23 protein-coding genes are annotated in these 23,371 nt (G+C 72.5%); 15 read left to right on the top strand and 8 right to left on the bottom strand.

The window, feature by feature from the left end; translation table 11 throughout:
• Positions 1–67: 67 nt before the first annotated feature.
• Positions 68–568 (top strand): hypothetical protein, encoded by a 501-nt coding sequence (locus R9X44_RS09795; RefSeq protein ID WP_319813716.1) that lies wholly within the window; start codon positions 68–70, stop codon positions 566–568.
• Positions 569–593: 25 nt separating this feature from the next.
• Here the strand turns inward: R9X44_RS09795 and R9X44_RS09790 are convergent, their stop codons facing one another.
• Positions 594–1,289 (bottom strand): GntR family transcriptional regulator, encoded by a 696-nt coding sequence (locus R9X44_RS09790; RefSeq protein ID WP_319813715.1) that lies wholly within the window; start codon positions 1,287–1,289, stop codon positions 594–596.
• 122 nt (positions 1,290–1,411) lie between these two features.
• On the opposite strand from R9X44_RS09790, the gene R9X44_RS09785 reads away from it, so the two are divergent.
• From R9X44_RS09785 to R9X44_RS09740, 10 genes are all read left to right on the top strand, one after another.
• Positions 1,412–2,959: an ABC transporter ATP-binding protein gene (locus tag R9X44_RS09785; RefSeq protein ID WP_319813714.1), complete on the top strand. Its 1,548-nt coding sequence runs from the start codon at positions 1,412–1,414 to the stop codon at positions 2,957–2,959.
• A complete protein-coding gene (locus R9X44_RS09780) occupies positions 2,956–3,987 on the top strand; it encodes an ABC transporter permease subunit (protein ID WP_319813713.1) in 1,032 nt (343 codons plus the stop codon). The genes R9X44_RS09785 and R9X44_RS09780 overlap by 4 nt, the downstream gene beginning before the upstream one ends.
• A complete protein-coding gene (locus R9X44_RS09775) occupies positions 3,984–4,904 on the top strand; it encodes an ABC transporter permease (RefSeq protein ID WP_319813712.1) in 921 nt (306 codons plus the stop codon). Before R9X44_RS09780 ends, R9X44_RS09775 begins: the two co-directional genes overlap by 4 nt.
• The gene (locus R9X44_RS09770) at positions 4,904–5,875 is read left to right on the top strand and encodes an ornithine cyclodeaminase family protein (protein ID WP_319813711.1); all 972 of its coding nucleotides are present in this window, start codon (positions 4,904–4,906) and stop codon (positions 5,873–5,875) included. The genes R9X44_RS09775 and R9X44_RS09770 overlap by 1 nt, the downstream gene beginning before the upstream one ends.
• A gap of 2 nt (positions 5,876–5,877) precedes the next feature.
• Entirely contained in the window at positions 5,878–7,047 is a 1,170-nt protein-coding gene (locus R9X44_RS09765; RefSeq protein ID WP_319813710.1) for an amidohydrolase, read from the top strand.
• Between the two features lie 82 nt (positions 7,048–7,129).
• Positions 7,130–8,119 (top strand): BMP family protein, encoded by a 990-nt coding sequence (locus tag R9X44_RS09760; RefSeq protein WP_319813709.1) that lies wholly within the window; start codon positions 7,130–7,132, stop codon positions 8,117–8,119.
• A gap of 210 nt (positions 8,120–8,329) precedes the next feature.
• The gene (locus tag R9X44_RS09755) at positions 8,330–9,721 is read left to right on the top strand and encodes a hypothetical protein (protein WP_319813708.1); all 1,392 of its coding nucleotides are present in this window, start codon (positions 8,330–8,332) and stop codon (positions 9,719–9,721) included.
• Positions 9,718–10,851, top strand: coding sequence for an ARPP-2 domain-containing protein (locus R9X44_RS09750; RefSeq protein ID WP_319813707.1), 1,134 nt, complete (start codon positions 9,718–9,720; stop codon positions 10,849–10,851). Before R9X44_RS09755 ends, R9X44_RS09750 begins: the two co-directional genes overlap by 4 nt.
• A 50-nt stretch (positions 10,852–10,901) precedes the next feature.
• Complete coding sequence (locus R9X44_RS09745) at positions 10,902–11,657, top strand: SDR family oxidoreductase (protein WP_319813706.1); 756 nt, start codon at positions 10,902–10,904, stop codon at positions 11,655–11,657.
• Between the two features lie 28 nt (positions 11,658–11,685).
• Positions 11,686–12,288 carry a TetR/AcrR family transcriptional regulator gene (locus R9X44_RS09740; protein WP_319813705.1) on the top strand — a complete coding sequence of 201 codons (603 nt, stop codon included), beginning with the start codon at positions 11,686–11,688 and terminating at the stop codon, positions 12,286–12,288.
• Positions 12,289–12,292: 4 nt separating this feature from the next.
• On the opposite strand, the gene R9X44_RS09735 is transcribed toward R9X44_RS09740, so the two are convergent.
• The 5 genes from R9X44_RS09735 to R9X44_RS09715 all read right to left on the bottom strand — a co-directional run bounded on the left by R9X44_RS09735 (position 12,293) and on the right by R9X44_RS09715 (position 16,931).
• Positions 12,293–12,895 carry an NUDIX domain-containing protein gene (locus R9X44_RS09735; protein ID WP_319813704.1) on the bottom strand — a complete coding sequence of 201 codons (603 nt, stop codon included), beginning with the start codon at positions 12,893–12,895 and terminating at the stop codon, positions 12,293–12,295.
• A gap of 69 nt (positions 12,896–12,964) precedes the next feature.
• Positions 12,965–13,759 (bottom strand): alpha/beta fold hydrolase, encoded by a 795-nt coding sequence (locus R9X44_RS09730; RefSeq protein WP_319813703.1) that lies wholly within the window; start codon positions 13,757–13,759, stop codon positions 12,965–12,967.
• Between the two features lie 11 nt (positions 13,760–13,770).
• Complete coding sequence (locus R9X44_RS09725; RefSeq protein ID WP_319813702.1) at positions 13,771–15,420, bottom strand: FAD-dependent monooxygenase; 1,650 nt, start codon at positions 15,418–15,420, stop codon at positions 13,771–13,773.
• A gap of 67 nt (positions 15,421–15,487) precedes the next feature.
• The gene (locus tag R9X44_RS09720; protein ID WP_319813701.1) at positions 15,488–16,354 is read right to left on the bottom strand and encodes a fumarylacetoacetate hydrolase family protein; all 867 of its coding nucleotides are present in this window, start codon (positions 16,352–16,354) and stop codon (positions 15,488–15,490) included.
• 10 nt (positions 16,355–16,364) lie between these two features.
• Entirely contained in the window at positions 16,365–16,931 is a 567-nt protein-coding gene (locus R9X44_RS09715) for a VOC family protein (protein ID WP_319813700.1), read from the bottom strand.
• 141 nt (positions 16,932–17,072) lie between these two features.
• Here R9X44_RS09715 and R9X44_RS09710 point away from each other — a divergent pair, with 141 nt between their 5' ends.
• Together R9X44_RS09710 and R9X44_RS09705 are read left to right on the top strand one after the other, a co-directional pair.
• Positions 17,073–17,795, top strand: a complete 723-nt coding sequence (locus R9X44_RS09710; protein ID WP_319813699.1) for a GntR family transcriptional regulator — start codon at positions 17,073–17,075, stop codon at positions 17,793–17,795.
• A 99-nt stretch (positions 17,796–17,894) separates the two neighbouring features.
• Positions 17,895–19,829 carry an acetoacetate--CoA ligase gene (locus R9X44_RS09705; protein WP_319813698.1) on the top strand — a complete coding sequence of 645 codons (1,935 nt, stop codon included), beginning with the start codon at positions 17,895–17,897 and terminating at the stop codon, positions 19,827–19,829.
• A 45-nt stretch (positions 19,830–19,874) separates the two neighbouring features.
• Here the strand turns inward: R9X44_RS09705 and R9X44_RS09700 are convergent, their stop codons facing one another.
• Both R9X44_RS09700 and R9X44_RS09695 read right to left on the bottom strand, forming a co-directional pair.
• Positions 19,875–20,294: a thioesterase family protein gene (locus R9X44_RS09700; protein ID WP_319813697.1), complete on the bottom strand. Its 420-nt coding sequence runs from the start codon at positions 20,292–20,294 to the stop codon at positions 19,875–19,877.
• A gap of 1 nt (position 20,295) precedes the next feature.
• Positions 20,296–20,985, bottom strand: a complete 690-nt coding sequence (locus R9X44_RS09695; protein ID WP_319813696.1) for a nitroreductase family protein — start codon at positions 20,983–20,985, stop codon at positions 20,296–20,298.
• A gap of 37 nt (positions 20,986–21,022) precedes the next feature.
• On the opposite strand from R9X44_RS09695, the gene R9X44_RS09690 reads away from it, so the two are divergent.
• Positions 21,023–21,454, top strand: coding sequence for a hypothetical protein (locus R9X44_RS09690; protein ID WP_319813695.1), 432 nt, complete (start codon positions 21,023–21,025; stop codon positions 21,452–21,454).
• Between the two features lie 414 nt (positions 21,455–21,868).
• Positions 21,869–23,248: a GNAT family N-acetyltransferase gene (locus R9X44_RS09685; RefSeq protein ID WP_319813694.1), complete on the top strand. Its 1,380-nt coding sequence runs from the start codon at positions 21,869–21,871 to the stop codon at positions 23,246–23,248.
• The last annotated feature ends 123 nt before the right edge of the window (positions 23,249–23,371 follow it).

Below are 23,371 nucleotides of genomic sequence, written 5' to 3'. Positions count from 1 at the left end.
CGCTGTCCGGAGGCCGTTTGCGGTCAGCGACGCGGCACGTGTGCGCGCGGCCGCGCAGACTACGGGGATGATCGACATCCCGCTGGCTCGCACAGTTCTCGGGACCACCGCCCTGCTCCTCTGCGCGGCCTGCTCCGCCGACCCCGCTCGGCGGGAGCCGACGCCGGCGCCGACGGCGCTCGCGGACGGGCAGCCGTGCCCCGTCACGCGGGTGGCCGAGCGCACGGAGGCGCCCCCTGAGCGCGCTGTCACGATGGCCGACGGCGACGACTCGTGGTTCGGCGGGGGAGGGCTGTGGGCGTGGTCGCCGGGACGTCCCGTCGAGCTCAACCGTGAGGACGGCCGCCTGTCCACCAAGTGGGGTTGGTGGCGCGGGGTGGAGGGCGACATCACGCTGGCGGCGACGTCGCTGCGGACCGGTGCGTCGGTCGAGACCGAGCTCGACAACTCGGGCTACGGGCCGACGGGTTTCCAGCCGTCGGTCCTCGACTTCCCCGAGGCGGGCTGCTGGCGGTTCGACGCGCGGCTCGGCGACGCGGCGATCACGTTCGTGGCGGAGCTGGTCTGAGCTGGTCTGAGCTGGTCGGGGGGCGTCAGGTGCGGCGGCGGCGGCGTTTGGCGACGGCTTCGGGGTCGACGGTGGGTTCGGACCAGGTGGAGGCGAGGGCGGTGCTGGGGGCGCGGCCCGCGGCTATGTGGGCGTAGGCGGAGGCGGCCGCGCCGTCGGCGTCGCCGGCGGCGATGAGGGCGAAGAGTTCTTCGTGCTCTGAGCACTGTTCCGCGGGGTCGCGGGAGGACGTCAGGCGGAAGAGCCATTCGGTGCGGGCGGCCAGGGGGGACATCAGGGAGGTCAGCAGGGGGTTGTCGGCGAGGTCGATGATCTCGGCGTGGAAGGCGGCGTTCGCGGCGGCGATGCGGGTGACGTCGGCGTCGGCGGTCGCTGCGCGGCACTCTTCGAGGCGCTTCTCCAGGCGTTCGACGGACTCGGCCGACGCGCGGGCCGCGGCGAGGCGCGCGGCGAGGGATTCGAGGACCTCGCGTACGTCGAAGAGGTCGCGGACGTCGGCGGGGGTGAACGGGGAGACCAGCGCGCCCTTGCCGGGGACGATGACGACGAGCCCTTCGGCGGCCAGCATGCGCAGCGCCTCGCGCAGCGGGATGCGCGAGACGTTCAGCTCGGCCGCGAGGTCGCGTTCCACGAGCCGTTCGCCGGGTTTGAGCGCAACCTCCACGATCCGCTGCCGCAGCGTCGCGTAGGCGAGGTCGCGCAGCGAGCCAGGTTCGGACACTTGACCCGCCTTCGTCGGTCTCGGTGCGCCTTTGACGCGTTTGCACGGAAGAAACATCCACGCAACACCCTCGGCATGATCACGTACCAGATTTAACGGTATACCACTAAGGAGGGAGGCCCGTGGAGCCTGCTCTTGAGCTTACCGGCGTCGGAAAGACGTTCGGGAAAGCGCGCGCCCTCGACGCGGTCGACCTGACCGTCCGCGCCGGGGAGGTGCACTGCGTGCTCGGCGAGAACGGCGCAGGGAAGTCCACGCTGTGCAATCTCGTCTTCGGCTCGGCCGCGCTTGACGAGGGCGAGATGCGCCTTTTCGGGGAGCCGTACCGGCCCCGTCGTCCGGCCGAGGCGCTCGCGCTCGGCGTCGCGATGGTGCACCAGCACTTCAGCCTCGTGCCGACCCTCACCGTCGCGGAGAACCTGCTCCTCGCCGAACGGGTCAGGCTGCGGATGCCCGACCTCACCGGACGGGTCGCCGCCATCGAGGCCGAATACGGCCTGCGCGTCGACCTCACCGCGACGGTCGCCGACCTGCCCGTGGGCGAGCGGCAGAGCGTCGAGATCGTCAAGTGCCTGCTGCGCGACCCGCGCCTTGTCCTGCTCGACGAGCCGACCGCCGTGCTCGGCCCCGCCGAGGTCGAGGCGCTGCTGGCGACCTGCCGACGCATCGCCGACGCCGGACGCGCGGTCGTCCTGGTCACCCACAAGCTCGGCGAGATCGAGCGCGCGGGCGACGCCGCGACCGTGCTGCGCGGCGGCAGGGTCGCCGGGAGCGGCCCGCTCGCCGACTTCACCAAGGACGAGCTCGTGGAGCTGATGGTCGGCCGCCATCTCGCCGACCTCGACCCGCTGCTCGTCGCCGGACTCGACGCCGAATCCGGCGACGCCGCCCACGCGCCCGCGTCCGGCGGGGACGAGGCCGCGCCCGTCGTCCGGGTGCGCGGGCTGCGGGTGCGCGGCCCGCACGGCGCGGACGTCCTCGACGGGGTCGACCTCGACGTCAGGCCCGGCGAGATCGTCGGGATCGCCGGGGTCGAAGGCAACGGACAGAGCGAACTCGTCGCCGTCCTCAGCGGGGCGCTCATCCCCGACGGCGGCGTCTTCGAACTCGACGGGACCGACCTCACCCGGGCCGCCCCCGCGACGCGTACGGCGGCGGGCCTCGGCGTCATCCCGGAAGACCGCCACCACGAGGGCTGCGTCCCCGGCATGACCGTCGCGGAGAACCTTTTCCTCGGCCGCCTCGGCGAGTTCCGCAGGTTCGGCCTTCTCGACCGCAAGGCGATGCGTCTGCGCGCCGCGAAGGTCATCGAGGAACACGGCATCCGAGCCACCGGCCCGGACGCGCCGCTGCGCACGCTGTCGGGAGGCAACCAGCAGAAGGTCGTCGTCGCCCGCGAGCTCGCCTTGGACCCGCTCCGGTGCCTCATAGCCGCCCAGCCCACGCGGGGCCTGGACATCGGCGCGGTGGACGCGGTTCTCAGCAGGGTCCGTGACGCCGCCGCCGGGGGAGCCGCCGTGCTCGTCGTCTCCAGCGAGCTGCCTGAACTGCTCACCTTGTGCGATCGCGTCATGGTCGCCTACCGGGGTCGTCTGCTCGGCCCGGTAACGCCGGGCCTGCCCGGCGCGCGCGACGCGATCGGCCGCCTGATGCTCGGAGCCTCCGCATGAGAAGGAACCTCCTCGTCTACGGGACGGCAGTGCTCGCCGCCCTGCTCGTCGGCGCGGCCCTGGCGGCCGGCGGCGGCGCGGACCCCGCGACCGCCGCGACGGCCCTGTGGGACGGCATGTTCGGCTCGTCCTACGCGTTCGGCAGCGCGCTCAACGCCGCCGCCGTCCTCGGGCTCATCGCGACGGGCTTCACCGTCGCGCACCGGGCCGGGCTGGTCAACGTCGGCGGCGAGGGACAGCTCGCGGTCGGCGGGATCGCCGCCACGGCCGTCGGCGTCAACCTGCCCGACGCGACGCCCGCGCCCGTCGCGCTCGCCGCGCTGCTGCTCGCGGGCTTCGCCGGGGGCGCGGCATGGGCCGGGATCGCCGCGTGGCTGCGCGTCGCGCGCGGCGTCAACGAGGTCATCACGACACTGCTGCTCAACTTCGTCGGAACGTTCCTCGTCGTGCTCGTCGTGCACGAGGAGGGGCTGTTGCGCCAGCCCGTCACCTCGGCCGACACGCTGCCGCAGTCGGCGCCGCTCGCCGAACCCGCCAGGCTGCCGCTGCTCGGCCTGCCGGAATCGCCCGCGACCCTCGCGATCGTGCTCGCGGCAGTCGGGGTGGTCGTCGCGGCGCTGGTCCTGCGCAGGACCGCCACCGGGGCCCGGCTGTCGTCGGTCGGCATGTCCGAGCCCGCCTCCGCCCGGCTCGGCCTGCCCGTCGGACGCCTCCAGGGCGGCTCCCTAGCCGTCGCGGGCGGCATGTCCGGCGTCGCGGGCGCGACCCTCGTCGCGACGGTGCCCTATGTGCTGGCCGAGCACTTCACCTCCGGATACGGGTTCACCGGCCTCGTCGTCGGCCTGCTGGCCAGGGGCAGCCTCACCGCAGTCGCCGGGACCTCCCTGGCCTTCGGGCTTCTCGCGTCCGGCGGCATCAACCTCCAGCTCGCGGCGGGCGTGCCCGCCTCGTCGGTCCAGGTCGTGCAGAGCGTGCTGATCATCTGCGTGGCCGGGGCCGTCATCTTCCGGAAGGGAGCGACCCGATGAGCGCCTTGGCCGAACTCGTCGACGGCGGCGTACGCCTGGCCATCCCCCTGCTCGTCGCCTCTGCGGGCGAGCTCGTCAGCGAACGGGCCGGCGTGCTGAACATGAGCGTCGAGGGCATGATGCTCACCGGCGCGTTCGCCGGGGCCATAGGCGCGCACACCACGGGCAGCGCTTCGGCGGGGCTCGTGTGCGCGCTTGTCGCCGGAGTCTTGTTCGCCGTTCTACAGGCAGTCTTGAGCGTCACCCTACGGGCCGACCAGATCGTCACAGGGGTGGCCGCCAACGCGCTCGCCCTCGGCGCGACCACCTACGGCTCCCGCCTGTACTTCACCGAAGGTAGGACGATCCCGGGCTTCGACCCGATCGCGCTTCCTGTGCTTTCCGACATCCCAATCCTCGGGCCCGCCCTGTTCGAGCTGACGGCGGTCGGCTACCTGTGCGTCGCCGTGGCCGTCGTCCTGGCTGTTCTCTTCGGCGGACGCACCGGCTTCGGCCTCGCCGTCACCGCGATCGGCGCGGACGCCGAGACCGCCGACCGCTCGGGCCTGCCCGTCAACGCGGTCCGCTTCTGCGCGGTGCTGCTCGCCGGGCTCACCTCGGCGCTCGCCGGGGCCCACCTCGTGCTCGCCGACGTGCACGCCTTCACCGACAACATCAGCGCGGGCGCGGGCTACCTCGCCGTCGCCGCGGTGATCGCGGGCCGGTGGAAGGCGTGGCCGACGCTGCTGGCCTGCGTGTTCTTCGGCCTCGCCCAGGCGCTCCAGTTCGCCGCCCCGGCCTTCGGCGTCCACCTGCCGACGGCCGTGCTCGTCATGTCCCCCTACCTGCTCGCCCTGGTCGCGGTGAGCGGCCTCGTCGGCGCGAGCAGGTCGCCCGCGGGGCTCACCCTCCCCTTCGTCCGAGAGGCCCGCGCCTGATGACCCTCATCCTCACCCGCTCCGACGTGCTCGCGCTGCTGTCCTACCCCGACGTGATCGCGGCCGTCCGCGCCGCCCACGAGGACCTCGCGCGCGGCGACGCGGCACTGCCCGCCCCGCCCGCGATGACGCTGCCCGGCTCCGACGCGGCCTTCCTGGTGATGGCCGCCGCCTCGAAGCCCGCCGGGCTCGCCACCGTGAAACTGCTCGCCGACGTGCCCGCCAACCGGGAACGCGGCCTGCCCGTCCAGCGGTCGGCGATCCTCGCGGTGTCGGCCGAGGACGGAAGCTGCGCGGCGCTGATCGACGGCGGCGCGGTCACCAGGTTCCGCACCGCCGCGGCCTCGGCCGTCGCGACCGCCGCGCTGGCCAGGCCGGGCAGCCGGGTCCTGGGGTTCGTCGGGGCGGGCGCGCTCGCGCTCGCCCACGTCGAGGCGCTGCGCGCGGTCATGCCGTTCGCCCGGACCGTCGTCTGGAGCCGCACTGAGGCGACCGCGCGCGCCTTCGCCGAGAAGACCGGCGCGGAGGTGCTCGGCTCGGCCGAGGAGGTGGTGAAGGCCGCTGACGTGCTGTGCACGCTCACCCCGTCCAAGGACCCGATCGTGGAAGGGAAATGGTTCCGTCCCGGTCTGCATGTCAACGCCGTAGGCGCGCCGCCGAGGGCCGACCATCGGGAGATCGACACCGAGGGCATCCGCAAGGCGCGCGTCGTGGTGGACAGCAGGCTGACCGCCCTGCACGAGTCGGGTGACGTGCTCATCCCGCTCGCCGAAGGCGCGATCGGCCCCGCGCACTTCGAGGACGAACTCGGAGAGGTCCTCACCGGGGCGCGGCCGGGACGGACCGACCGCAGGCAGATCACCCTGTTCAACTCCCTCGGCGTCGGCCTCCAGGACCTGGCCGCCGCCCGGCTCCTGCTCGACGCGGCGCGGCTGCGCGGCGTCGGCACCGACATCGACCTCGCGGGATGACCATGACCGACCTGCTTCTGCGCGACGCCCTTCTGCCGGGCCGCACCGCCCTTACTGACCTGCTTGTCTCCGGCGGACGTGTGGCCGCAGAAGGCACCGGGCTGCCTTCCGGCCCGCAGGAGATCGACCTGGGTGGCCGCCTTGTGCTGCCCGCCTTCGTGGACGCCCACTGCCACCTGGACAAGACCCTGTGGGGTGGCCCGTGGGTGCCGAACACGGCGGGGCCAAGGCTCCAGGACAAGATCGACTACACGAGGACCCGGCGCGGCGAGTTCGGGGTGGCGTCGGCCGACCGGATCGAGGCGCTGCTGAGACATGTCGTCTCCTTGGGCACCACACGGGTGCGCACCCATACCGACGTGTCTCCGGAGTTCGGCCTTCAGGGCTTCCACGCCGTCCGGGAGGCGGCCGAGCGCCTTGCCGGGCACGTCACGGTCGAGCAGGTGGCGTTCCCGCAGTACGGGATGCTCACCAACCCGGGGACTGCCGAGCTGATGGCCGAGGCGCTGCGGACCGGGCTCGCCCAGGTCGTCGGCGGCATCGACCCGGCCGGGCTGGAACGCGACCCGGTGCGCCACCTCGACGTGGTGTTCGGCCTCGCCGCCGAGCACGGCGTGCCCGTCGACCTGCACCTGCACGACAGGGGGACGCTCGGCGCGTGGGAGTACGACCTGATCATCGAGCGGACCCTGGCGACGGGCATGCGCGGCAGGGTGACGATCGGGCACGGCTACGCGCTGGGGGACGCAGACCCGGCCCGTCAGACGGAGATCGCGCGGGGCCTCGCCGAGGCGGAGATCAGCGTGGTGACCTGCGCGGCGCACAGCGATCCCGTGCTGCCGATCCTGACGCTGCGCGACGCGGGCGCGAACCTCGCCGCGGGCAACGACGGCATCCGCGACCTCTGGTCGCCCTACGGCGACGGCGACATGCTCGCGCGCGCCCACCGGATCGCCGAACGCGCCGAGCTGTACGCCGACGCGGAGATCGAGCTCGCCCTGGCCGCCGCGACGCACGGGGGAGCCCGCGCGCTCGGCCTTCCCGCGCACGGTCCCACGGTGGGTTCCGTCGCCGACCTTGTCGTCGTGGAAGCACGCACCCAGGCCGAGGCCGTCATGTCGCGACCGGCTCGGACGCTCGTTCTCTTCGAGGGAACCGTCGTCGCACAGTGATTACGTCGGTGAAATCCGACGGAAACGATCGCCGGTTTCACTTAACGGTATACCAATAACCGCGCCCCATGGAGGACCCCCGATGCGCAAGACCGCACTCGCCGCCGCCCTGCTGGCGCTCGGCCTCACCGCCACCGCATGCGGCGGAGCCGACGAGGCCGACGGCGGCGCGGGCCAGGAGAAGCTGAAGGTCGGCGTCATGTTCCCCGGCTCGCTGTCAGACGACGGGTTCATGCAGTCCGGCTACGCCGGATACCAGCGGCTCGAGAAGGACAAGGCGGCCGAGGTCGCGCTGACCAAGGTCGAGCAGGTCGCCACCGCCGACTACCAGCAGGTCCTGACCCGCCTGGCGTCCGGCTCGGACCTCGTGGTGTCCTTCGGCGGCCAGACCGACTCGGTGCTCCGCCAGGTCGCGCCGACCTTCCCGGACGTCAAGTTCGTGGAGATCGGCGGCCCGTCCGACGCCGAGCCCCTCGCCAACCTCGCCTACTACGACCCGGTCCAGGCCGACGGCGGCTTCCTCGCCGGGGCCTACGCCGCCCTCACCACCAAGACGGGCAAGGTCGGCTTCGTCGGCGGCCTCGAGCTTCCCGCGATCGTGAAGACCGCGGAAGCCTTCGCGCAGGGTGCCGCGTACGTTGACCCGAAGGTCGAGGTCGTGAAGGCGCAGTACGTCGGCGACTTCAACGACGTCGCCAAGGCCCAGCAGGCGGGACAGGCCGCCGTCGGCACCGGCGCGGACGTCTTCGGCCAGCAGCTCAACCTGGGCAAGCAGGGCCTCGTCCAGGCCGCGCTCGGCCGCGACGCCACCGTCGTGGGCGGCCCGCTGGTCAAGGAATGCGGCACCGAGAAGGGCTACTCCGGCTACGTCAAGAGCGACACCGGCTACGAGCTTGAGCACGCGGTGAAGGCGGTGCTCGACGGCACGTTCAAGGCCGAGCAGGTGCCCTTCGGGGTCGCCTCAGGCACCGGCGCGACCGACGTCGTGCTGTGCGGGGCGTCCGAGGAGGTCACCGCCAAGATGGCCGAGGTCAAGCAGGCCCTGGCCGACGGCACGGTCAAGCTCGGCTGACCCCCGCCGACGGGCTCCCCGCGCCGCCGCGCGGGGAGCCTTCGCGTTCCCGGAAAACCCTGACGTTCGGTGACGGATGTGGTGTTACCGTTCCCGGGTCGGCCGTGGGACTCCGACGGGACTTCCGAGGCTTGCCCTGTAATGCAATGATTTCGCTGTTCCCGTCTCCTCTCCCCGGCCGACGCCCTTTTCACCGTCGGGGAGGCAGGGTTGGACGTCGCGGAGCTGATCGCGGCCGAGGACGTGCTGCTGTTCGTCAACGCGGCCATCACCGGGACCGGACAACGCGAGTTCCACGCCAGCGAGTACGAGCAGGGCCTTTCACTGGCATTCCTGCACCGGTATCTGCTCGTCAACTACCGCGAGTTCTACGCCGCGGCCCTTGCACTCGACGTCAACGACCACAACGCGGCACGCATAGCGCGGAACCTGCTCGCGGAAGGTTCTGTCACGGACTTGGAGGGCGCGCTCATCCGGCGTCGCCTCCAGGAGTTGCCTCCGCAACGCGTCTACCGGCTGTTCCGCGAGCTGCGCAAGGCGGGGATCAACAACCGACGGGTCCGCGCGATCGTGCGTGACTGGCTGCGCGCCCGTCCCGACCTCGCGTTCGACGCCGTCAAGTACCGGGCAGGGCTGAAGGACGCGGTCAAGCACACGCACCTGCGGCTCGACGGCGAACTCGGCACGTTCCTTTTCACCCCGCACAAGTCCGCGTCCTACGAGACCCCGATCCTTGAGTCCTGGCGACGCGCCCACCACGACAAGAACGCCATCTACGACCTGCCATACACGGTCGCCGAGGGCTTCGCGGCTAAGCGCGGCATAGGACGCGAGGCGTTCCTTACGCGCATCGAGCCACGCCTCACACGTCTGGAAAGGCTGCGTCTCCAGGAGTCGGGCGGTGAGGCGGTCAAGACGGATCTCTCCCGGATGCCGCTTACACGCCTCGCCCTCTACACGCTGTCTTTGCCGCTCGCCGAACGACGCACCCGTCGCGCGGAACTCACGGGCGCGCTCCGCGCCGCCGCCTTGCGCACCGCAGGTACGGCCGCTGGCACATGGGGGAAGGTCGCGGCGGTACTGGACGACAGCTACTCCGCGTCGGGGTCGGCGCAGAAGCTGCGGCGTCCCCTCGCCGTCGCGCTCGCCTGCCACTTCCTGCTCGAAGCCCTCGCCGGACGTTACGTGCCGCTGTGGGTCTCCGGCCGTACCGACCCGCTGCTAGCGCGCGCCGAGGGACCGACCCCGCTCGGCCTGCGCGTCCTCGACGGCCTCGACCACCGGCCCGACAGGCTCGTCATCGTCTCCGACGGCTGGGACAACGCGCCGCCCGGCCTGGCCGCCGAGGTCCTGCGGATCTGGCGCACCCGCCTCGACCCGGCCGGGACCTGCGCGATCGTGCACCTCAACCCGGTCTACGACGCCGCGGCCTTCGACGTCCGGCGGCTCGCCCCGACCGTCCCGACCGCGGGCATCCGCGACGCGGAGAACCTCCCGGCGCTCGCCGAACTCGCGCGGTTCGCCGAGGGACGCACCGGCGTCGCCGAGCTGAACGCCCACCTCGCGGCGCGCGTCGCCGCGTTCCTCGGGGAGGCCACGTGACCGGGCTCGCCCTCACCGGCCTGCGCACCGCGCCGTCCCAGGTGTGGGGCGGCGTCCGGCTCGTCCCGCTCATCCGCGACGCGCCCATCGCGGACCTGCGGCTGCACCCGCGCGTCTACGACGCGTTCGGGATCGTGGAGGTGGGCCCGCGCACGGTCTACGGCTCCTACGTCCCGCACGGGCTCGTCGCCGCGTGGACCGACGACGGCACCCCGGCCGCCGCCTACGGCACCCGCCTGGCCGGGGACGACGCGCCGCCGCCGTCCGTCCCCGTGCGCGTCCACCGGCGGATGGCGCGCCGCGTGGAGCCCAACCGCCTGCGCTTCCTGCCCCTCCACCTCGCCTTGGAGGGCTACCTTGCGCTGCACTTCGGCGGCCCGTCCATCGCCTGGCGGGAATGGTCGGCTGACGCGCTGCGCCACGGCATGTCCCCGCGCGCCGAGGAGGCGTACAGCGGAGCCGCGGTGACCGGCCTCCAAGACGCGCTGCGGATCTTCGAGATCCACCCTGGCCAGTGCGGCGTCCTCGTCTACGCCGCCGACGCCCTCGCCGCCGCCTTCGTCGTCCCGCACCCCGCCGATTACCGGCTCCTGCACCCCACCCTCGTGCAGGACCTCTATGGCGAACTCGTCCACCACTACGCCCTGTTCAGCGGGCCGGTCCCCGACTTCGCCGCGCGCATCGACGGCACCGCCGTCAAGGACCTCGCGGGCCTGCGGGCGGCGGCCGTGGCGCAGGTCGACGGCTGGGCGCGCTTCCACGACGGCGTCATGGCGGGCGGCCTCCTCGACGGCTCTTACACCCACCAGAAGGTCTATGACCTGGGCCGCTTCCGGCTGGCCCGGTTCCTGCCGTCGTTCGAGCGCCGCCGCGAGAACCACATCGGCGAGACCATCACCGCCGACGACGGCACCCTCGCCTACCTGAAGACCTTCCGCCTGTCCGACGCGCAGACCCGGCGCGGCCACCTCCTGTCGGTCCTGGCCGCGCACGACTGGCACCTCGCCCGGACCGCCGCACACCTCGGCCTCACCGAGGCACAGGTCGCCCTGCGCGTCCTGGACTCCGGGTTCGGCGCGCTGCTCCGCCAGGACGTCCTCGACGGCTACCGCGCCGCCGCACGTCGCTGAGGGCCCCGGATAGACTGCCGCTGATCACAGGCAAGGCGAAGGGCTGAGGCATGGACCTGTTCCGGTTGGACGGCAAGAACGCGCTGGTCACGGGCGGTACCCGGGGCATCGGCCTGATGATCGCGCGCGGTCTGCTCCAGGCGGGCGCGGCCAAGGTCGTGATCAGCTCCCGCAAGGCCGACGCGGTCGACGCAGCCGTCAAGGAGCTGTCCCAGTACGGCGAGGTCGAGGGCGTGCCCGCCGACGTCTCCACCGAGGAAGCCTGTAAGGCGCTCGCCGCCACCATCGACGGCCCCCTGCACATCCTGGTGAACAACGCGGGAGCCACCTGGGGCGCGCCCATCGAGGAGTTCCCCGCCTCGGCCTGGGACAAGGTCCTCGACCTCAACCTGAAGTCGCCGTTCTTCCTCACCCGCGCGCTCCTGCCCAACCTGCGCGCGGCCGCCACCCCCGACGACCCAGCCCGGGTGATCAACATCGGCTCGATCGACGGCATCATGACGCCCGGCCAGCGCTACTCCTACACCGCCTCCAAGGCGGGCATCCACCAGCTCACCCGGGTCCTCGCCAAGGAGCTCGGCCCGCAGGGCATCACCGTGAACGCGGTCGCGCCGGGCCCGTTCGAGTCCAAGATGATGGCCGCGACCCTCGACGCGTTCGGCGACATGATCGCCGAGGCGGTGCCCGTCAAGCGGATCGGACGGCCCGACGACATGGCGGGCGTCGCGGTCTACCTGTCGAGCCGGGCCGGCGCGTACGTCAACGGCGCGGTGATCCCGGTGGACGGCGGCCTGACCGTCTCGTGAGCGGCGTGGATCGGGGGAGGGCGGCACGGTGAGCGCCGCCGTCGAACAGGCGTGGGCGCGGCTGCCCGCGACGGCGCGGCGGCTGCTCGCGGCGGGTCTTGAGGCGTTCGGCGAGAACGGCTACCACGGCACGTCGACCCGGGCGATCGCGCTGCGCGCCGGGATGAGCCCGGCCGCCCTCTACATGCATTTTCCCACCAAAGAGGACCTTCTCTTTGAGATCGCGCGGACCGGGCACAAGGTGCATTTCGGGCTTGTCCGGCAGGCGGCCGAGGCCGCCGGGCCCGACCCGGCCGCGCGGGTCGCGGCGATCGTCGAGGCGTCGGTGCTGTTCCACGCCGAGCACCACTCGCTCGCCCGCACGATCCAGTACGAGCACCCCTCGCTCACCCCGGACCACCAGCGCGAGCTGGTGAAGATCCGGCGCGAGACCGAGTCGCTGCTCGCCGACGCCGTCGCCGAGGGCGTCGCGGCGGGGGCCTTCGCGCCCGACGACGCCGCGACGGCCGCGCTCGCGCTGATGTCCCTGGCCATCGACGTGGCCCGCTGGTACCCCTCGCAGCGCCGCCGCGACCCGGCCCACATCGCCGCGTCCTACACCCGCCTCGCCCTGCGGCTGCTGCGTCCCTGACGGGTCAGCGGCAGGTGCGGGCCTGGTGCAGGAGCATGCGGTCGATCGCGGCGAGGACGTCGGGGGAGACCGACACGACGCCCGCGTCGGCGAGCCAGCGCACCCAGACCGCCTGGATTCCGGGGTCCGCCGCGAACTCCGCGTCCGAGACGAGCCCGGCGGCCTGCGCGCCGGTGCGTTCGGCGAGCGCCTGGACCTCGTCGGCCGGGTACCACCGCGCCCCCGAAGCCTCGTCCGGCGACGGCGTCAACACCCCGCTCACCTCGGCCGCCGCAGCCGCATAGACCCGCCACTCGTGCCCCGCCTCGGCCCTGGGCGGCAGCGCACGACGGCACGGCGAAGGCCGCCACCCCCCGGTGACCTCCGTCAATGCCTCAGGACTGACGCTCAGCCCGAGCTCCTCGGCCAGCTCCGCGACCGCCGCCGCCCGGAACGACGCCTCGACGTCAACGCTCCCGTCGTCCCGCAGCACCTCGTGCCCGTCGAACACATGCCCCGCCGCGGGCGCGACCCCAGCCGGAGCCGTGGCCCGGGTCAACAACAGAACCCTGCCCCGCTCGTCCCGGACGACGATCCCGGCCGACGCGGTGTCACAAAGATCGCTCACACCCCATCCTCCCGCACCCCGCCCGCGCCGAAGCCGGTGCCTCCCCGGGGAGGCACCGGCCCTGCGGGGTCAGGCGACGTCGGCGAGGAAGGCGCGGAGCGTCGCGCTCACCTCGGCGGGGGCGTCCATGTTGACGTGGTGGCCGGCGGCGGGGACCGTCACCAGGCGGGCGCCGGGGATCGCGTCGGCGACGACAGCGCCCAGGGCGGGGCGCGGGTCGGACTCGCCCCAGATGACCAGCGTCGGCACCTTCACCTCGCCGAGGCGCGGCGTGATGTCCCCGTAGGAGGCGGGGACGCCGGGCAGCAGCTCAAGGGCGGCGCGCGGGTGCGCGAGCAGTACGTCGAGCTCGGCCTCGAACGCCTCGGGGTCGCGCTCGGGCATCCCCGGGTCGTGGAAGGCCGACCTGGTGAACGCGGCGGCCCGCGCGCGGCGCTCCGGGCCGTCGGGGTCGGCGGCGAGCGCGGCGGTGAGCGCGCGCAGCCCCGCCAGGCCCTCCGGCGCGGGACCCGACGGCCCCGCGCACATGATCGTCAGCGACGCCACGACCTCGGGACGGGCGAGCGCCGTCCGCACCGCGACCGCGCCGCCCTGCGACACGCCCGCCAGATGGGCGCGCTCCTCGCCGAGCGCCGCGATGAGCGCCGGCACGTCGGCGACGAGGTCGTCGGCGGTCCAGCCGTCGGGCGAGAAGCCCGTGCCGCCGTGGCCGGGCCAGTCGAACGCGACACAGCGGTAGGAGTCCGACAGTGCGGCAAGCTGCGGCGCATACAGCTCCTTGCCGCCGAGCAGGCCGTGCGCGAGCAGTAGCAGCGGCCCGGAACCCGCCTCTATGTAGGCGTACTCGGTCCCTCTGACGTTCACGTGCGGCATGGTCAGGCCCCCCTTGCGATGTCGAGAACCGCGCCGGCGTCGGCCGGGGCGGCGGTCCCGCGCCAGGCGACGTGCTGGTCGGGCCTGATCAGCGCGGCGTTCGCCTCGTACAGCCCGGACAGCCCGTGCGCGGTCACGTCGAGGACGGTCAGGGGGACGCCGCGCTCGCGCGCCGCCGCCTCGAACCCCGCGGTCTCGACCCCGTCACCGAGGACGAGCAGCGTGAAACCGGGACCGAACGCATCGTACAGCGACGTCTCGTCATCGAGCCAAACGTGCGGGGCGCGCGCGCCGGGGAACGCGGTCGGCGTGTACGGGCCCATCGACAGCGGGGGAGGGGTCGTGCCGTCCGGGACGACGATGGGGGAGCCGTCGTAGCGGTAGCCGAGCTGTGCGCCGATGCTCGCGTACTCCTTGGACTTCACGTCCATGATCCGCGCCCCGACGCGCGCGCGGACCGCCTCGCCCTCCGGCCCGTCGGCGGAGATCCCCGGCTCGAGGAACTGCGGCGCCAGCATCGCGGTGTTGTCGATGCACTCCTGCTGGATCCAGGTGATCGCGGTGGACCGCTCGATCCCGTAGCTCTCCAGCAGGCGCGGCCCGCCCCAGCCGCGCAGCACCGCGGCGAGCTTCCAGCCGAGGTCGGCCGAGTCGCCGACGCCGATGTTCATGCCGAACCCGCCCATCGGGGAGATGAGGTGGGCGGCGTCGCCCGCGAGGAACACGCGGCCGTGGTCGAAGTGCGGCGCGATGAGCGAGTGCACCCGCACCCGGCCGCCGTTGATCTTCTCGACCGGGAACTCGAACCCGACATTGCGGAACAGGATCTCGCGGTAGGCGTCCCAGTCGTCGGCGTCCACGCCCTCGACGCCCGGCAGGACGCAGAACATGTAGCGGCCCTCGTCGTCCTGGGCGATGAGCAGCGCGGGGTCGCCGTGCTCGTTGATGAAGTGGTAGAAGGACGACGACCCGACGGTGGCGCGCGCGGCGATCTCGGGCGCGTGGATGTACCAGATGCTCGCCTCGACGAGGTCGGGGTGGCCCGTCATCCGCACGCCGAGCGCCTGCCGGACGGCGCTGCGGCTGCCGTCCGCGCCGACGAGGTACTTCGCCCGCTCGGTGCGCGCCGCGCCCGACGGGTCGGTGTAGGTGAAGGTGACGCCGTCGTCGTCCTGGGTGAAGGACTCAAGCGCGCTGGAGAAGCGGACGTCGATGCCGGGGTGTTTGACCGCCGCGTCCTGGAACGTCCGCTCGATCCCCGCGTTCGGCGCGAACTCGGCACGGTCGGACGTGAACGGCAGCGGGTCGGCGAACGCGAACGCGCCCGCGAGGTCGGCCACGATGTGCCCGTTGAGCGTGGTCAGCCAGGTGACGCTGCGGGCGCGCTCCGGCCCGATCGGGTCGTTGGCGCGCAGCGCGTCGGCGATGCCCCAGCGGCGCAGGTGCTCCATCGAGCGCAGGTTCGTGAGGTTCGTGCGGGCCGGGTGCAGCGTGCCGTAAGGCCGCTGCTCCAAGACGACGGGACGTACGCCGTGGCGGGCGAGCTCAAGGGCGAGGCCGAGACCGATCGGGCCTCCGCCCGCGATGACGACGTCATGCTGGGGTGCGTCGTGCTGGGGTGCGGCGGGCTGGGGTGCGGTGGGCTGGGTCATGCTTCCTCCTCGGGAGGACGGTGCGGGGATGATGGGGCGGGGTGGGGGCCCGCGCGGGCCCGGGGCGTCAGACCCCGGCGGGGGCGGGGGCGGCGACCATGCGGTGGCGCATCTCGCCGATCCCCTCGATCCGGGTGACGACCTCCGCGCCGGGGCGCAGGAAGCGCGGCGGGGTGAGGCCCGCGCCGATGCCCGAGGGGGTGCCGGCGAAGATGAGGTCGCCGGGCAGCAGCGGGAGGATCGCCGACAGTTCGGCGATCAGCCGCGGCAGGGAGAAGATCATGTCGCGGGTCCGGCCGTGCTGGACGCGTTCGCCGTCGACGTCGCAGGTGATGGCGAGGTCGTCGGGGTCGGCGAACGCGTCGGGGGTGACCAGCCACGGGCCGGTCGGGCCGAAGCCGGGGAAGGACTTGCCGAGGTTGAACTGGGGCGAGGGCCCTGCCATCTGGACGATCCGCTCCGACAGGTCCTGGCCCGCGGTGAGGCCCGCGACGTGCGCCCACGCCAGCTCGGCGGTGACGCGCTCAGCCCGCCGCCCGATCACCGCGACCAGCTCGGCCTCCCAGTCGGTGTCGCCGCCGTCGGGCAGGACCACGTCGCCGTACGGGCCGGTGATGCAGGTCGGGAACTTGGTGAACACGACGGGCCGCTCGGGCACGGCGAGCCCCGCCTCGGCGGCGTGCGCGCCGAAGTTGAGGCCGACCGCGAGCACCTGACGGGGCCGCGGCGCGGGCGCGCCGAGGTCGGCGGGGTCGAACGCGACGCCCCGGGCCGGGTCGGCGGACGCCGCCCAGGCGGTGAACTCGGCCCAGACGTCGTAGACGGCCTGGGGGTCGGCGGGGAAGCGGCCCGCGCTGGCACGTTCCACGTCGAGCGCGCGGGAGGAGTCGGGGGAGAGCAGGACCAGGCGGCCTGCGAGGTTGGCGATGCGCACTGTGCGGTTCCTAGGCGGTGAGGGCGGCGAGCGGGTCGGGCTGGTCGGGGCAGGTCAGCGCCCACGCGCGGGACTGCAGCTCCTCGACCGACCTGCCCTCGGCGCGCTCGGCGGCCATCCGCTCGACGTCGAAGGCCGGGCCGACGGGGTCGCCGTCGTACTCGGGGCCGTTCATGTAGGCGGTGGCGTCGTCGGGGACGGCGAAGTTGTCCACCTGCATCTCGACGTGGTTGCCGTCGGGGTCGCGGTAGTACAGGGAGGTCGTCACGCCGTGCTGGACGGGGACCACGGGCTCGATGCCGACCTCGGCCAGCGCGCGGTGCCGGGCGAGGAGGTCGTCAAGGTCGGCGAACGTGAAGGCCGTGTGGTGCAGGCCGGCCGCGCCCTTGTCCTTCTCGCGCAGGGCCTCGGGCGGGGCGATGAACGCGATCCTGTGGTGCTCCTCGTCGAAGGTGAGGAAGGTGAGCCCGTGGCCCGCGTAGACCACGTGGCCCTCGAGCAGCGTGCAGTACCACTCGGCCATCTCCTGCGGACGGCTCGTCTGCAGAACGATGTGGGCGAGGCGAGGCTTGGCCACCGTGACTCCTTCTGACTGGGTGGGGCAGGTCACATCCGGGACCGTAGTTTGCTAACTTATAAGTTGTCAACGATGGATTTGCTAAGTTATAAGTTGTCGCATCTGATCCCCAAGATCTGATCACCCCCGAAGGAGCCGGCCTTGACGCAACGGCAGTCCCCCGTCCGATCCGTCGCCGGACGCAAGGCTTCCGCCGTCGACCTTGTGCTCCATGAGATCCGCAGGTCGATCCTCACCGGGGCGCTGCCCCCCGGGCAGCCGTTCATCGTGCAGACCCTCACCGAGCAGCTCGGCGTGAGCCATGTGCCCATCCGTGAGGCGCTGCGGCAGCTCGAGGCCCAGGGCCTGATCACGCTGAGCCCGTCGCGCAGCGCGGTCGTCGCCCCGCTCGACCCCGACGACGTGCGCTCGATCTTCCGGCTGCGCCGCATGGTCGAGCCGGAACTCGCCGCGAAGTCCGTCGCCGACCGCAGCGAGGACGACATCACACGCCTCGAGCAGGCGCTCGCCGAGACCTTCCGCGACGACATCGGCGAGGACCAGTTCGACCTGCACCGCGAGTACCACAGGCTGCTGATCAGCCCCGCCGCCAGCGAATGGGACCTGCGCCTGCTGTCCCCCCTCTGGGACGCCTCCGAGCGCTTCTCCCGGCTCGTCTTCGACCCCGTCGACGCGGGACGCGACGCGATGGAGGCGAGGCACAGCAGGCACGCCATCCTTCTGACCGCCGCCCGGGGCCGCGCCGCCGACCTGATGCGCGCCGAACTCACCGCGCACCTCATGGCCAACGAACGCCGCATCCTCACCGCCCTTGAGGGCGTGGCCGACCCCGAGTCCCCCACCCTGAACCAGGACACCGCATGACCCCCGCCCCGGCTGGGCCGGGGCCGGTTTCTTGAACTCCGCCGCCCGGTGTCGCGCCGAGACCGGGCGGCGGCCTTGTGAGCCATCGGAGATCGCGCTATGAGCAATCCTGTTCCCGCTGTTCCCGTGTCCGCGCTGCCCGAGGGCTCGGGGATGCGGGCCTTCGCCGACGGGCTGCGCGACCGGCGCGGCCTTGAGTTCGGCTCGTACCGGGAGCTGTGGGAGTGGTCGGTCGCCGATCTCGACGCGTTCTGGGCCGAGGTCTGGACGCACTTCGACGTGCGCGCCGCGACGCCGCCGACCGCGGTCCTCGCCGAGGAGCGGATGCCAGGAGCCCGCTGGTTCCCCGGCGCGACGCTCAACTACGCCGAGCACGTGTTCCGCGCCGCCTCCGACACCCGTGACGCGCTCGTCGTCGTGGGGGAGGACGGCTCCGCCGAACCCTGGTCCTGGACAAGGCTGCGGGACGAGACCGCCGGTTTCGCCCGGTTCCTGAAGGCGCACGGGGTCGGCCCCGGCGACCGCGTCGTCGGGTTCCTGCCGAACATCGGCGAGACGATCACCGCGTTCCTCGCGGCGGCGAGCCTCGGCGCGACCTGGGCGGTCTGCAACCCCGACCTCGCGCCCAAGGCCGTCGTCGACCGGCTGAGCCCCCTGGACCCGACGGTGCTCGTCGCGGCCGACGGCGTCAGGTTCGCCGGAAAGGAGCGCGACCACCGCACGGCGGTCGGCGAGATCGCCGCGGCGCTGCCGACCCTGCGCGCGACGGTCGTCGTGCCGAGGCTGCGCGGCACGGTGTCCGGGCCCGGCGTCGTCGCCTGGGCCGACGCGGTCGCCGAGCCCGGCGCGCTGGAGTTCGCGCAGGTCACGTTCGACCACCCGCTGTGGGTGCTGTTCTCCTCGGGGACCACCGGCGCGCCCAAGGGCATCGTGCACGGCCACGGCGGCGTGCTCCTGGAGCTGCTGAAACTGCTCGGCCTGCACTTCGACGTCAGAACCGGCGACAGGTTCTTCACCTACACCAGCACGAGCTGGGTCCTGTGGAACACCGTGGTGTCCGCCCTGCTGACCGGCGCGACCGCGATCCTCTACGACGGGTCGCCCGCCCACCCCGCCCAGGACGCCCTCTGGCGGATCGCCGCCGAACAGCGCGCGACTTTCCTCGGCACCAGCGCCGCCTACCTGACGGCCTGCGCCCGCGCCTCCCTTACACCGGCTTCCGCCCACGACCTCTCGGCGCTGCGTTCGGTCGGCTCCACGGGCTCGGCCCTACCGGAGGCCGTCTACCCGTGGGTGGAGCAGGCGGTGGGCGTCCCGGTGAACTCCAACTCCGGCGGAACCGACATCTCCAGCGCCTTCATGTGCTGGACGCCGGGACTGCCCGTCCGTCCGGGGGAGATCCCCGCCGCGTGCCTCGGCGTGTCCCTGGAGTCCTGGGACGAGGACGGCGAACCCCTCGTCGACGAACTCGGCGAACTCGTCATCACCCGGCCGATGCCGTCGATGCCGGTCTTCTTCTGGAACGACCCCGACGGGACCCGCCTGCACGACGCCTATTTCGCGACATATCCCGGCATCTGGCGGCACGGCGACTGGATCACCCTGACGTCGCGCGGCACGATCGTCGTCCACGGCCGTTCCGACGCGACGCTCAACCGCAACGGCGTCCGCCTCGGCTCCGCCGAGATCTACGCGGCGCTCGACCCGCTGCCCGAGATCCTCGACAGCCTCGTCGTCGGCGTCGACCGCCCCGACGGCTCCTACTGGCTGCCGCTGTTCGTCCATCTCGCCCCCGGCGTCGAGCTCACCGACGAGCTGCGCGCCCGCATCCTCACCCGCGTCCGCGACCACGCCTCGGCCAGGCATGTCCCCGACGACGTCATCGCGGCCCCGGGCATCCCGCACACGCTCACCGGCAAACGCCTCGAAGTGCCCGTGCGCCGGATTCTCATGGGCGCGGACCCGTCGAGCGCGCTCGACCCCGCCGCCATCGACGACCCGGGCCTGCTCGCCTACTTCACCGCCCTGGCCTGACGCCTAAGGCCCGCCCCGGTCTCCGGGGCGGGCCTCGCGGGCGTTTCAGGAGTCGGTGAGCGCTTCCATCGCCTCGCGCATCCGGCCGGCGATCGGGACCGGGCGGCGGGTCTTGCGGTCGGTGAAGACATGGGTGAAGTCGCCGCTGGCGATGAGGGTCTCGCCGTCGGCGCGGAACAGGCCCACCTCGTACCGGACGCTCGACGTGCCGAGTTTGCCGATCCGCATCCCCACCCGGATGGTCTCGGGGAACGCCGACTCGGCCTTGTACTCGCAGCGCGAGGCGACGCACATGCCGATGACGTCGCCGTCGCGCGGATCGAAGCCCGCCTCGCGGATCAGCCAGGTGTTGACCACGGTGTCCATCATCTCGTAGTGGATGACGTTGTTCATGTGGCCGTAGATGTCGTTGTCATTCCAGCGAGTGGGCACGTCCACCCAGTACCGGTAAGTCACGTCCGGCATCCTACGGTTCGGTAACTTCCGGGCTGAGCGGCGACCCCTCGAACGCGTCGATCCAGGCGAAGTCCTCGACCTTCGAGCGCTTCAGACGGGTCGGACGTTTCGCGGGATGTCCCAGGAAGACCGTCGAGACAAGGGCGAAGTTCTCCGGAACCCCCAGAAGCGTACGGACCGCGTCCTCCTCGCGGACGTGCATCGTCGTCATGACGCCGCCGAGGCCCTCCTCGCGCGCGGCGAGCAGCAGGTTCCACACGAACGGGTACAGGGAGCCGCCGCCCGCGAACGTGTACCTGTCGTGGTCGCGGTCGACCGCGGCGAGCACGTCGAGGTTGCCGAGCACCACGAGCATCGCGGGCACCTTGTCGAGGTTTTTCACGAAATCGCCGCGCGGCTCGCCCCTCGGCCCGGCCGCGACGGCCGCCGCCTCGGCCTCCCGGTCGGCCGTCGGGGACCAGGCCCGCAACCCCGCCTCGCCGATCGCGACATAGTCGCGCCACGCCTTCGCGTACAGCTCGCGCAGCTCAACCCGCAGCGCCGGGTCCTTCACCACGACGACCCGCCAGCCCTGGTTGTTGCCGCCGCTCGGCGCGAACCGCGCGGTGTCCAGAATCCGGTACAGCACCTCGTCAGGCACCGGCTCGTCGGTGAAATCCCTGATCGCGGCGGTCCCGCGCAACGCCTCGAGCAACTCCATACCGGCATGCTCCCACGTCACGTGCCAGGCTTGATCCATGATCCGTCCCGCGCCGGTACTTCTCGCCGCACTCCTCGCCCTGCCCGCGTGCGCCGACTCAGGCCCCGCGCGGCGGACCCCGCTCTCCGGCGGCGCGCCCACGACGGACCGCGCCGTCAAGGCCGGCCGCGCCTTCACCCTCGCACCCGGCGACACCGCATCGCTGTCAGGCGTCCGCGTCACCTTCGTCGGCGTGTCCTCCGACAGCCGCTGCCCATCCGACGTGACCTGCGCCTGGCCCGGCGACGCCGCGATCGACCTCGGCACCTCCGACGGCCCCATCACCCTGCACACCCTCCAAACCCCCTCCAACCCCCCCATCCCCATCGGCCCCTACCACCTAGTCCTGCTAGACCTCCTCCCAAAGCCCCACAGCGACACCCCCCTCCCCCCAACCTCCTACCGCCTCCACCTACGCCTAGACCCCTAACCCCCCCCAACCCCCCCAAAGCACACCCCCACCAACCTCCCACCCCAACACCACCCCCGCCCGCCCTACCCGCCGCCCCTCCAAGCGGACCCACCCCCCGCGCACCTCAACCCCGCCCCGTCGTCCAGATAATCGCCATAGAACACCGGCGCGACGCACGCCCACCGCCCCACAACGCCCAGCCCACCCCGCCAACAGCATCAACCACAAGACCAACACCCCCCCACCCGCTCAGTCGCCTCACCCTCCTGCCAGACGTAAACCTCCACACCCCCAAACCCCCACAAAACCTCCCCCCGCCGCACCAACGCGACCACCCCTTCCGCCCGCCGCGCTCCCCGCACCCCCATCCAGCGCGCTTGCCACACCTCCGCCCGGCGCTCGCCGCGCCTCCCCTCGCCGTGTCCCCGCCGGATGCGCTCGACGGGGCTTTGCTTGGTGTGTTCGCGGCGTTTGGTGTGCTGCGGTCGTGGGGTTTCTGCATGGCGTGTGGGAGATCGGTGGACGGTGGGGTTAGCGTCGGGAGGGTTGGATGGGAGAGGGGAGTGGGCGGTGGGTGTGGAGATTCGCGAGGTGCGGGGTGACGAGGTGGCCGAGTGGCGTAGGGCGGTGTACGCCGGGTTCCACGCTGATCCTGTTGGGACTGAGGTGGATGTCGCTTATGTCGCGGAGCAGATCACTGAGCCGGGGTGGGCGCTCGGGGCGTTCGACGGGGGGCGCTGTGTCGCGACGTTTCAGAGTTTTCGGCATGAGGTGACCGCTGTTGGCGGGCGGCCCGTTGCGGCGAACGCCGTCACCCGGGTCACCGTCGCGCCGACGCATCGCAGACGGGGCCTGCTCAGCGAGATGATGGCGCGCGACCTGCGCGCCGCCCGCGAACGCGGCGACGTCCTGGCCTCGCTCATCGCCTCGGAGTACCCCATTTACGGGCGTTTCGGCTTTGGTCCTGCGGCCTGGCTCACCGAGTACGAGATCGACGTGCCGCGCGCGGGCGTCGTGAAGGACTGGGCGACGCCCGCAACGGGCCGCCTCGTCCAGGTGGACGGCGAACGCGTCCGCGCCGAAGGGCCGGAACTGCACGAGCGGCTGCGTGCGAGCAGGCACGGCGTCGTGACCCGCCCGGAGGTCTTCTGGCGCAAGCTCACCGGCGCGTACCGACGGACCGGCGAGGCGTGGACCACGCCCGTTCACCTCATGTACCTGTCAGACGACGGCGTCCTCGAAGGACTCGCCACCTACCGCTCCGACGGCCGCTGGGACGGCAGCCGTCCCGCCGCCACCCTCACCGTCGAGGACCTCATCACCACGACGCCGGAGGCCGGCCGCGCCCTGTGGCGGCACCTGTGCTCGATCGACTGGGTGGTCCGCGTCCGCACGGGCGGCCGCGCCCCCGACGACCCCTTCGCGCACTGGCTCGGCGACCCGCGAGCCACCCGCGTCCAGTCCTCCTACGACCATCTCTGGCTCCGCCCCCTCGACGTGCCACGCCTCCTCGAGTCCCGCGCCTACCCCGTCACCGACACCCTTGTCCTCGACGTCAAGGACCCGTTGGGCTTGTCCGGCGGCCGCTTCCTCCTCGACGCCACCCCCACCGCCTCTTCCTGCACCCCCACCGCCCTCCCCCCTGACCTCACCCTCCCTCTCGGCTCCCTCGCCACCCTCTGGACCGGCGACGAGTCCCCCTTCCACCTCCGCGCCACATCCCGCCTCACCGCCCACACCCCCACCGCCACCCCCCGAGCCCACCTCCTCTTCACCACCCCCACCCGCCCCTGGACCCCCGACATCTTCTAACCCCCCCAGCAACAGCCCCCCAACCTCCGAGCCTGCTCCACTGACGGCCCCCCAACCCACCCATCCCACTCCAGCCCATCCAAAGACGCCCACACAACCCGCCCAAGCCCACCCCAGCGACGC

Origin of the sequence: Actinocorallia sp. A-T 12471, from assembly GCF_033875155.1 — a bacterium.
Lineage (GTDB): Bacteria > Actinomycetota > Actinomycetes > Streptosporangiales > Streptosporangiaceae > Actinocorallia.
Note: the sequence above shows the minus strand (reverse complement) of the source record. Positions and strands in the feature narration are given on the sequence as shown.

Coding starts and splice junctions, on each gene's coding strand:
- R9X44_RS09795 (WP_319813716.1), top strand. CDS start 68: ATGATCGACATCCCGCTGGCTCGCACAGTTCTCGGGACCACCGCCCTG.
- R9X44_RS09780 (WP_319813713.1), top strand. CDS start 2,956: ATGAGAAGGAACCTCCTCGTCTACGGGACGGCAGTGCTCGCCGCCCTG.
- R9X44_RS09775 (WP_319813712.1), top strand. CDS start 3,984: ATGAGCGCCTTGGCCGAACTCGTCGACGGCGGCGTACGCCTGGCCATC.
- R9X44_RS09770 (WP_319813711.1), top strand. CDS start 4,904: ATGACCCTCATCCTCACCCGCTCCGACGTGCTCGCGCTGCTGTCCTAC.
- R9X44_RS09765 (WP_319813710.1), top strand. CDS start 5,878: ATGACCGACCTGCTTCTGCGCGACGCCCTTCTGCCGGGCCGCACCGCC.
- R9X44_RS09760 (WP_319813709.1), top strand. CDS start 7,130: ATGCGCAAGACCGCACTCGCCGCCGCCCTGCTGGCGCTCGGCCTCACC.
- R9X44_RS09745 (WP_319813706.1), top strand. CDS start 10,902: ATGGACCTGTTCCGGTTGGACGGCAAGAACGCGCTGGTCACGGGCGGT.
- R9X44_RS09725 (WP_319813702.1), bottom strand. CDS start 15,420: ATGACCCAGCCCACCGCACCCCAGCCCGCCGCACCCCAGCACGACGCA.
- R9X44_RS09705 (WP_319813698.1), top strand. CDS start 17,895: ATGAGCAATCCTGTTCCCGCTGTTCCCGTGTCCGCGCTGCCCGAGGGC.
- R9X44_RS09700 (WP_319813697.1), bottom strand. CDS start 20,294: ATGCCGGACGTGACTTACCGGTACTGGGTGGACGTGCCCACTCGCTGG.
- R9X44_RS09695 (WP_319813696.1), bottom strand. CDS start 20,985: ATGGAGTTGCTCGAGGCGTTGCGCGGGACCGCCGCGATCAGGGATTTC.
- R9X44_RS09690 (WP_319813695.1), top strand. CDS start 21,023: ATGATCCGTCCCGCGCCGGTACTTCTCGCCGCACTCCTCGCCCTGCCC.
- R9X44_RS09685 (WP_319813694.1), top strand. CDS start 21,869: ATGCGCTCGACGGGGCTTTGCTTGGTGTGTTCGCGGCGTTTGGTGTGC.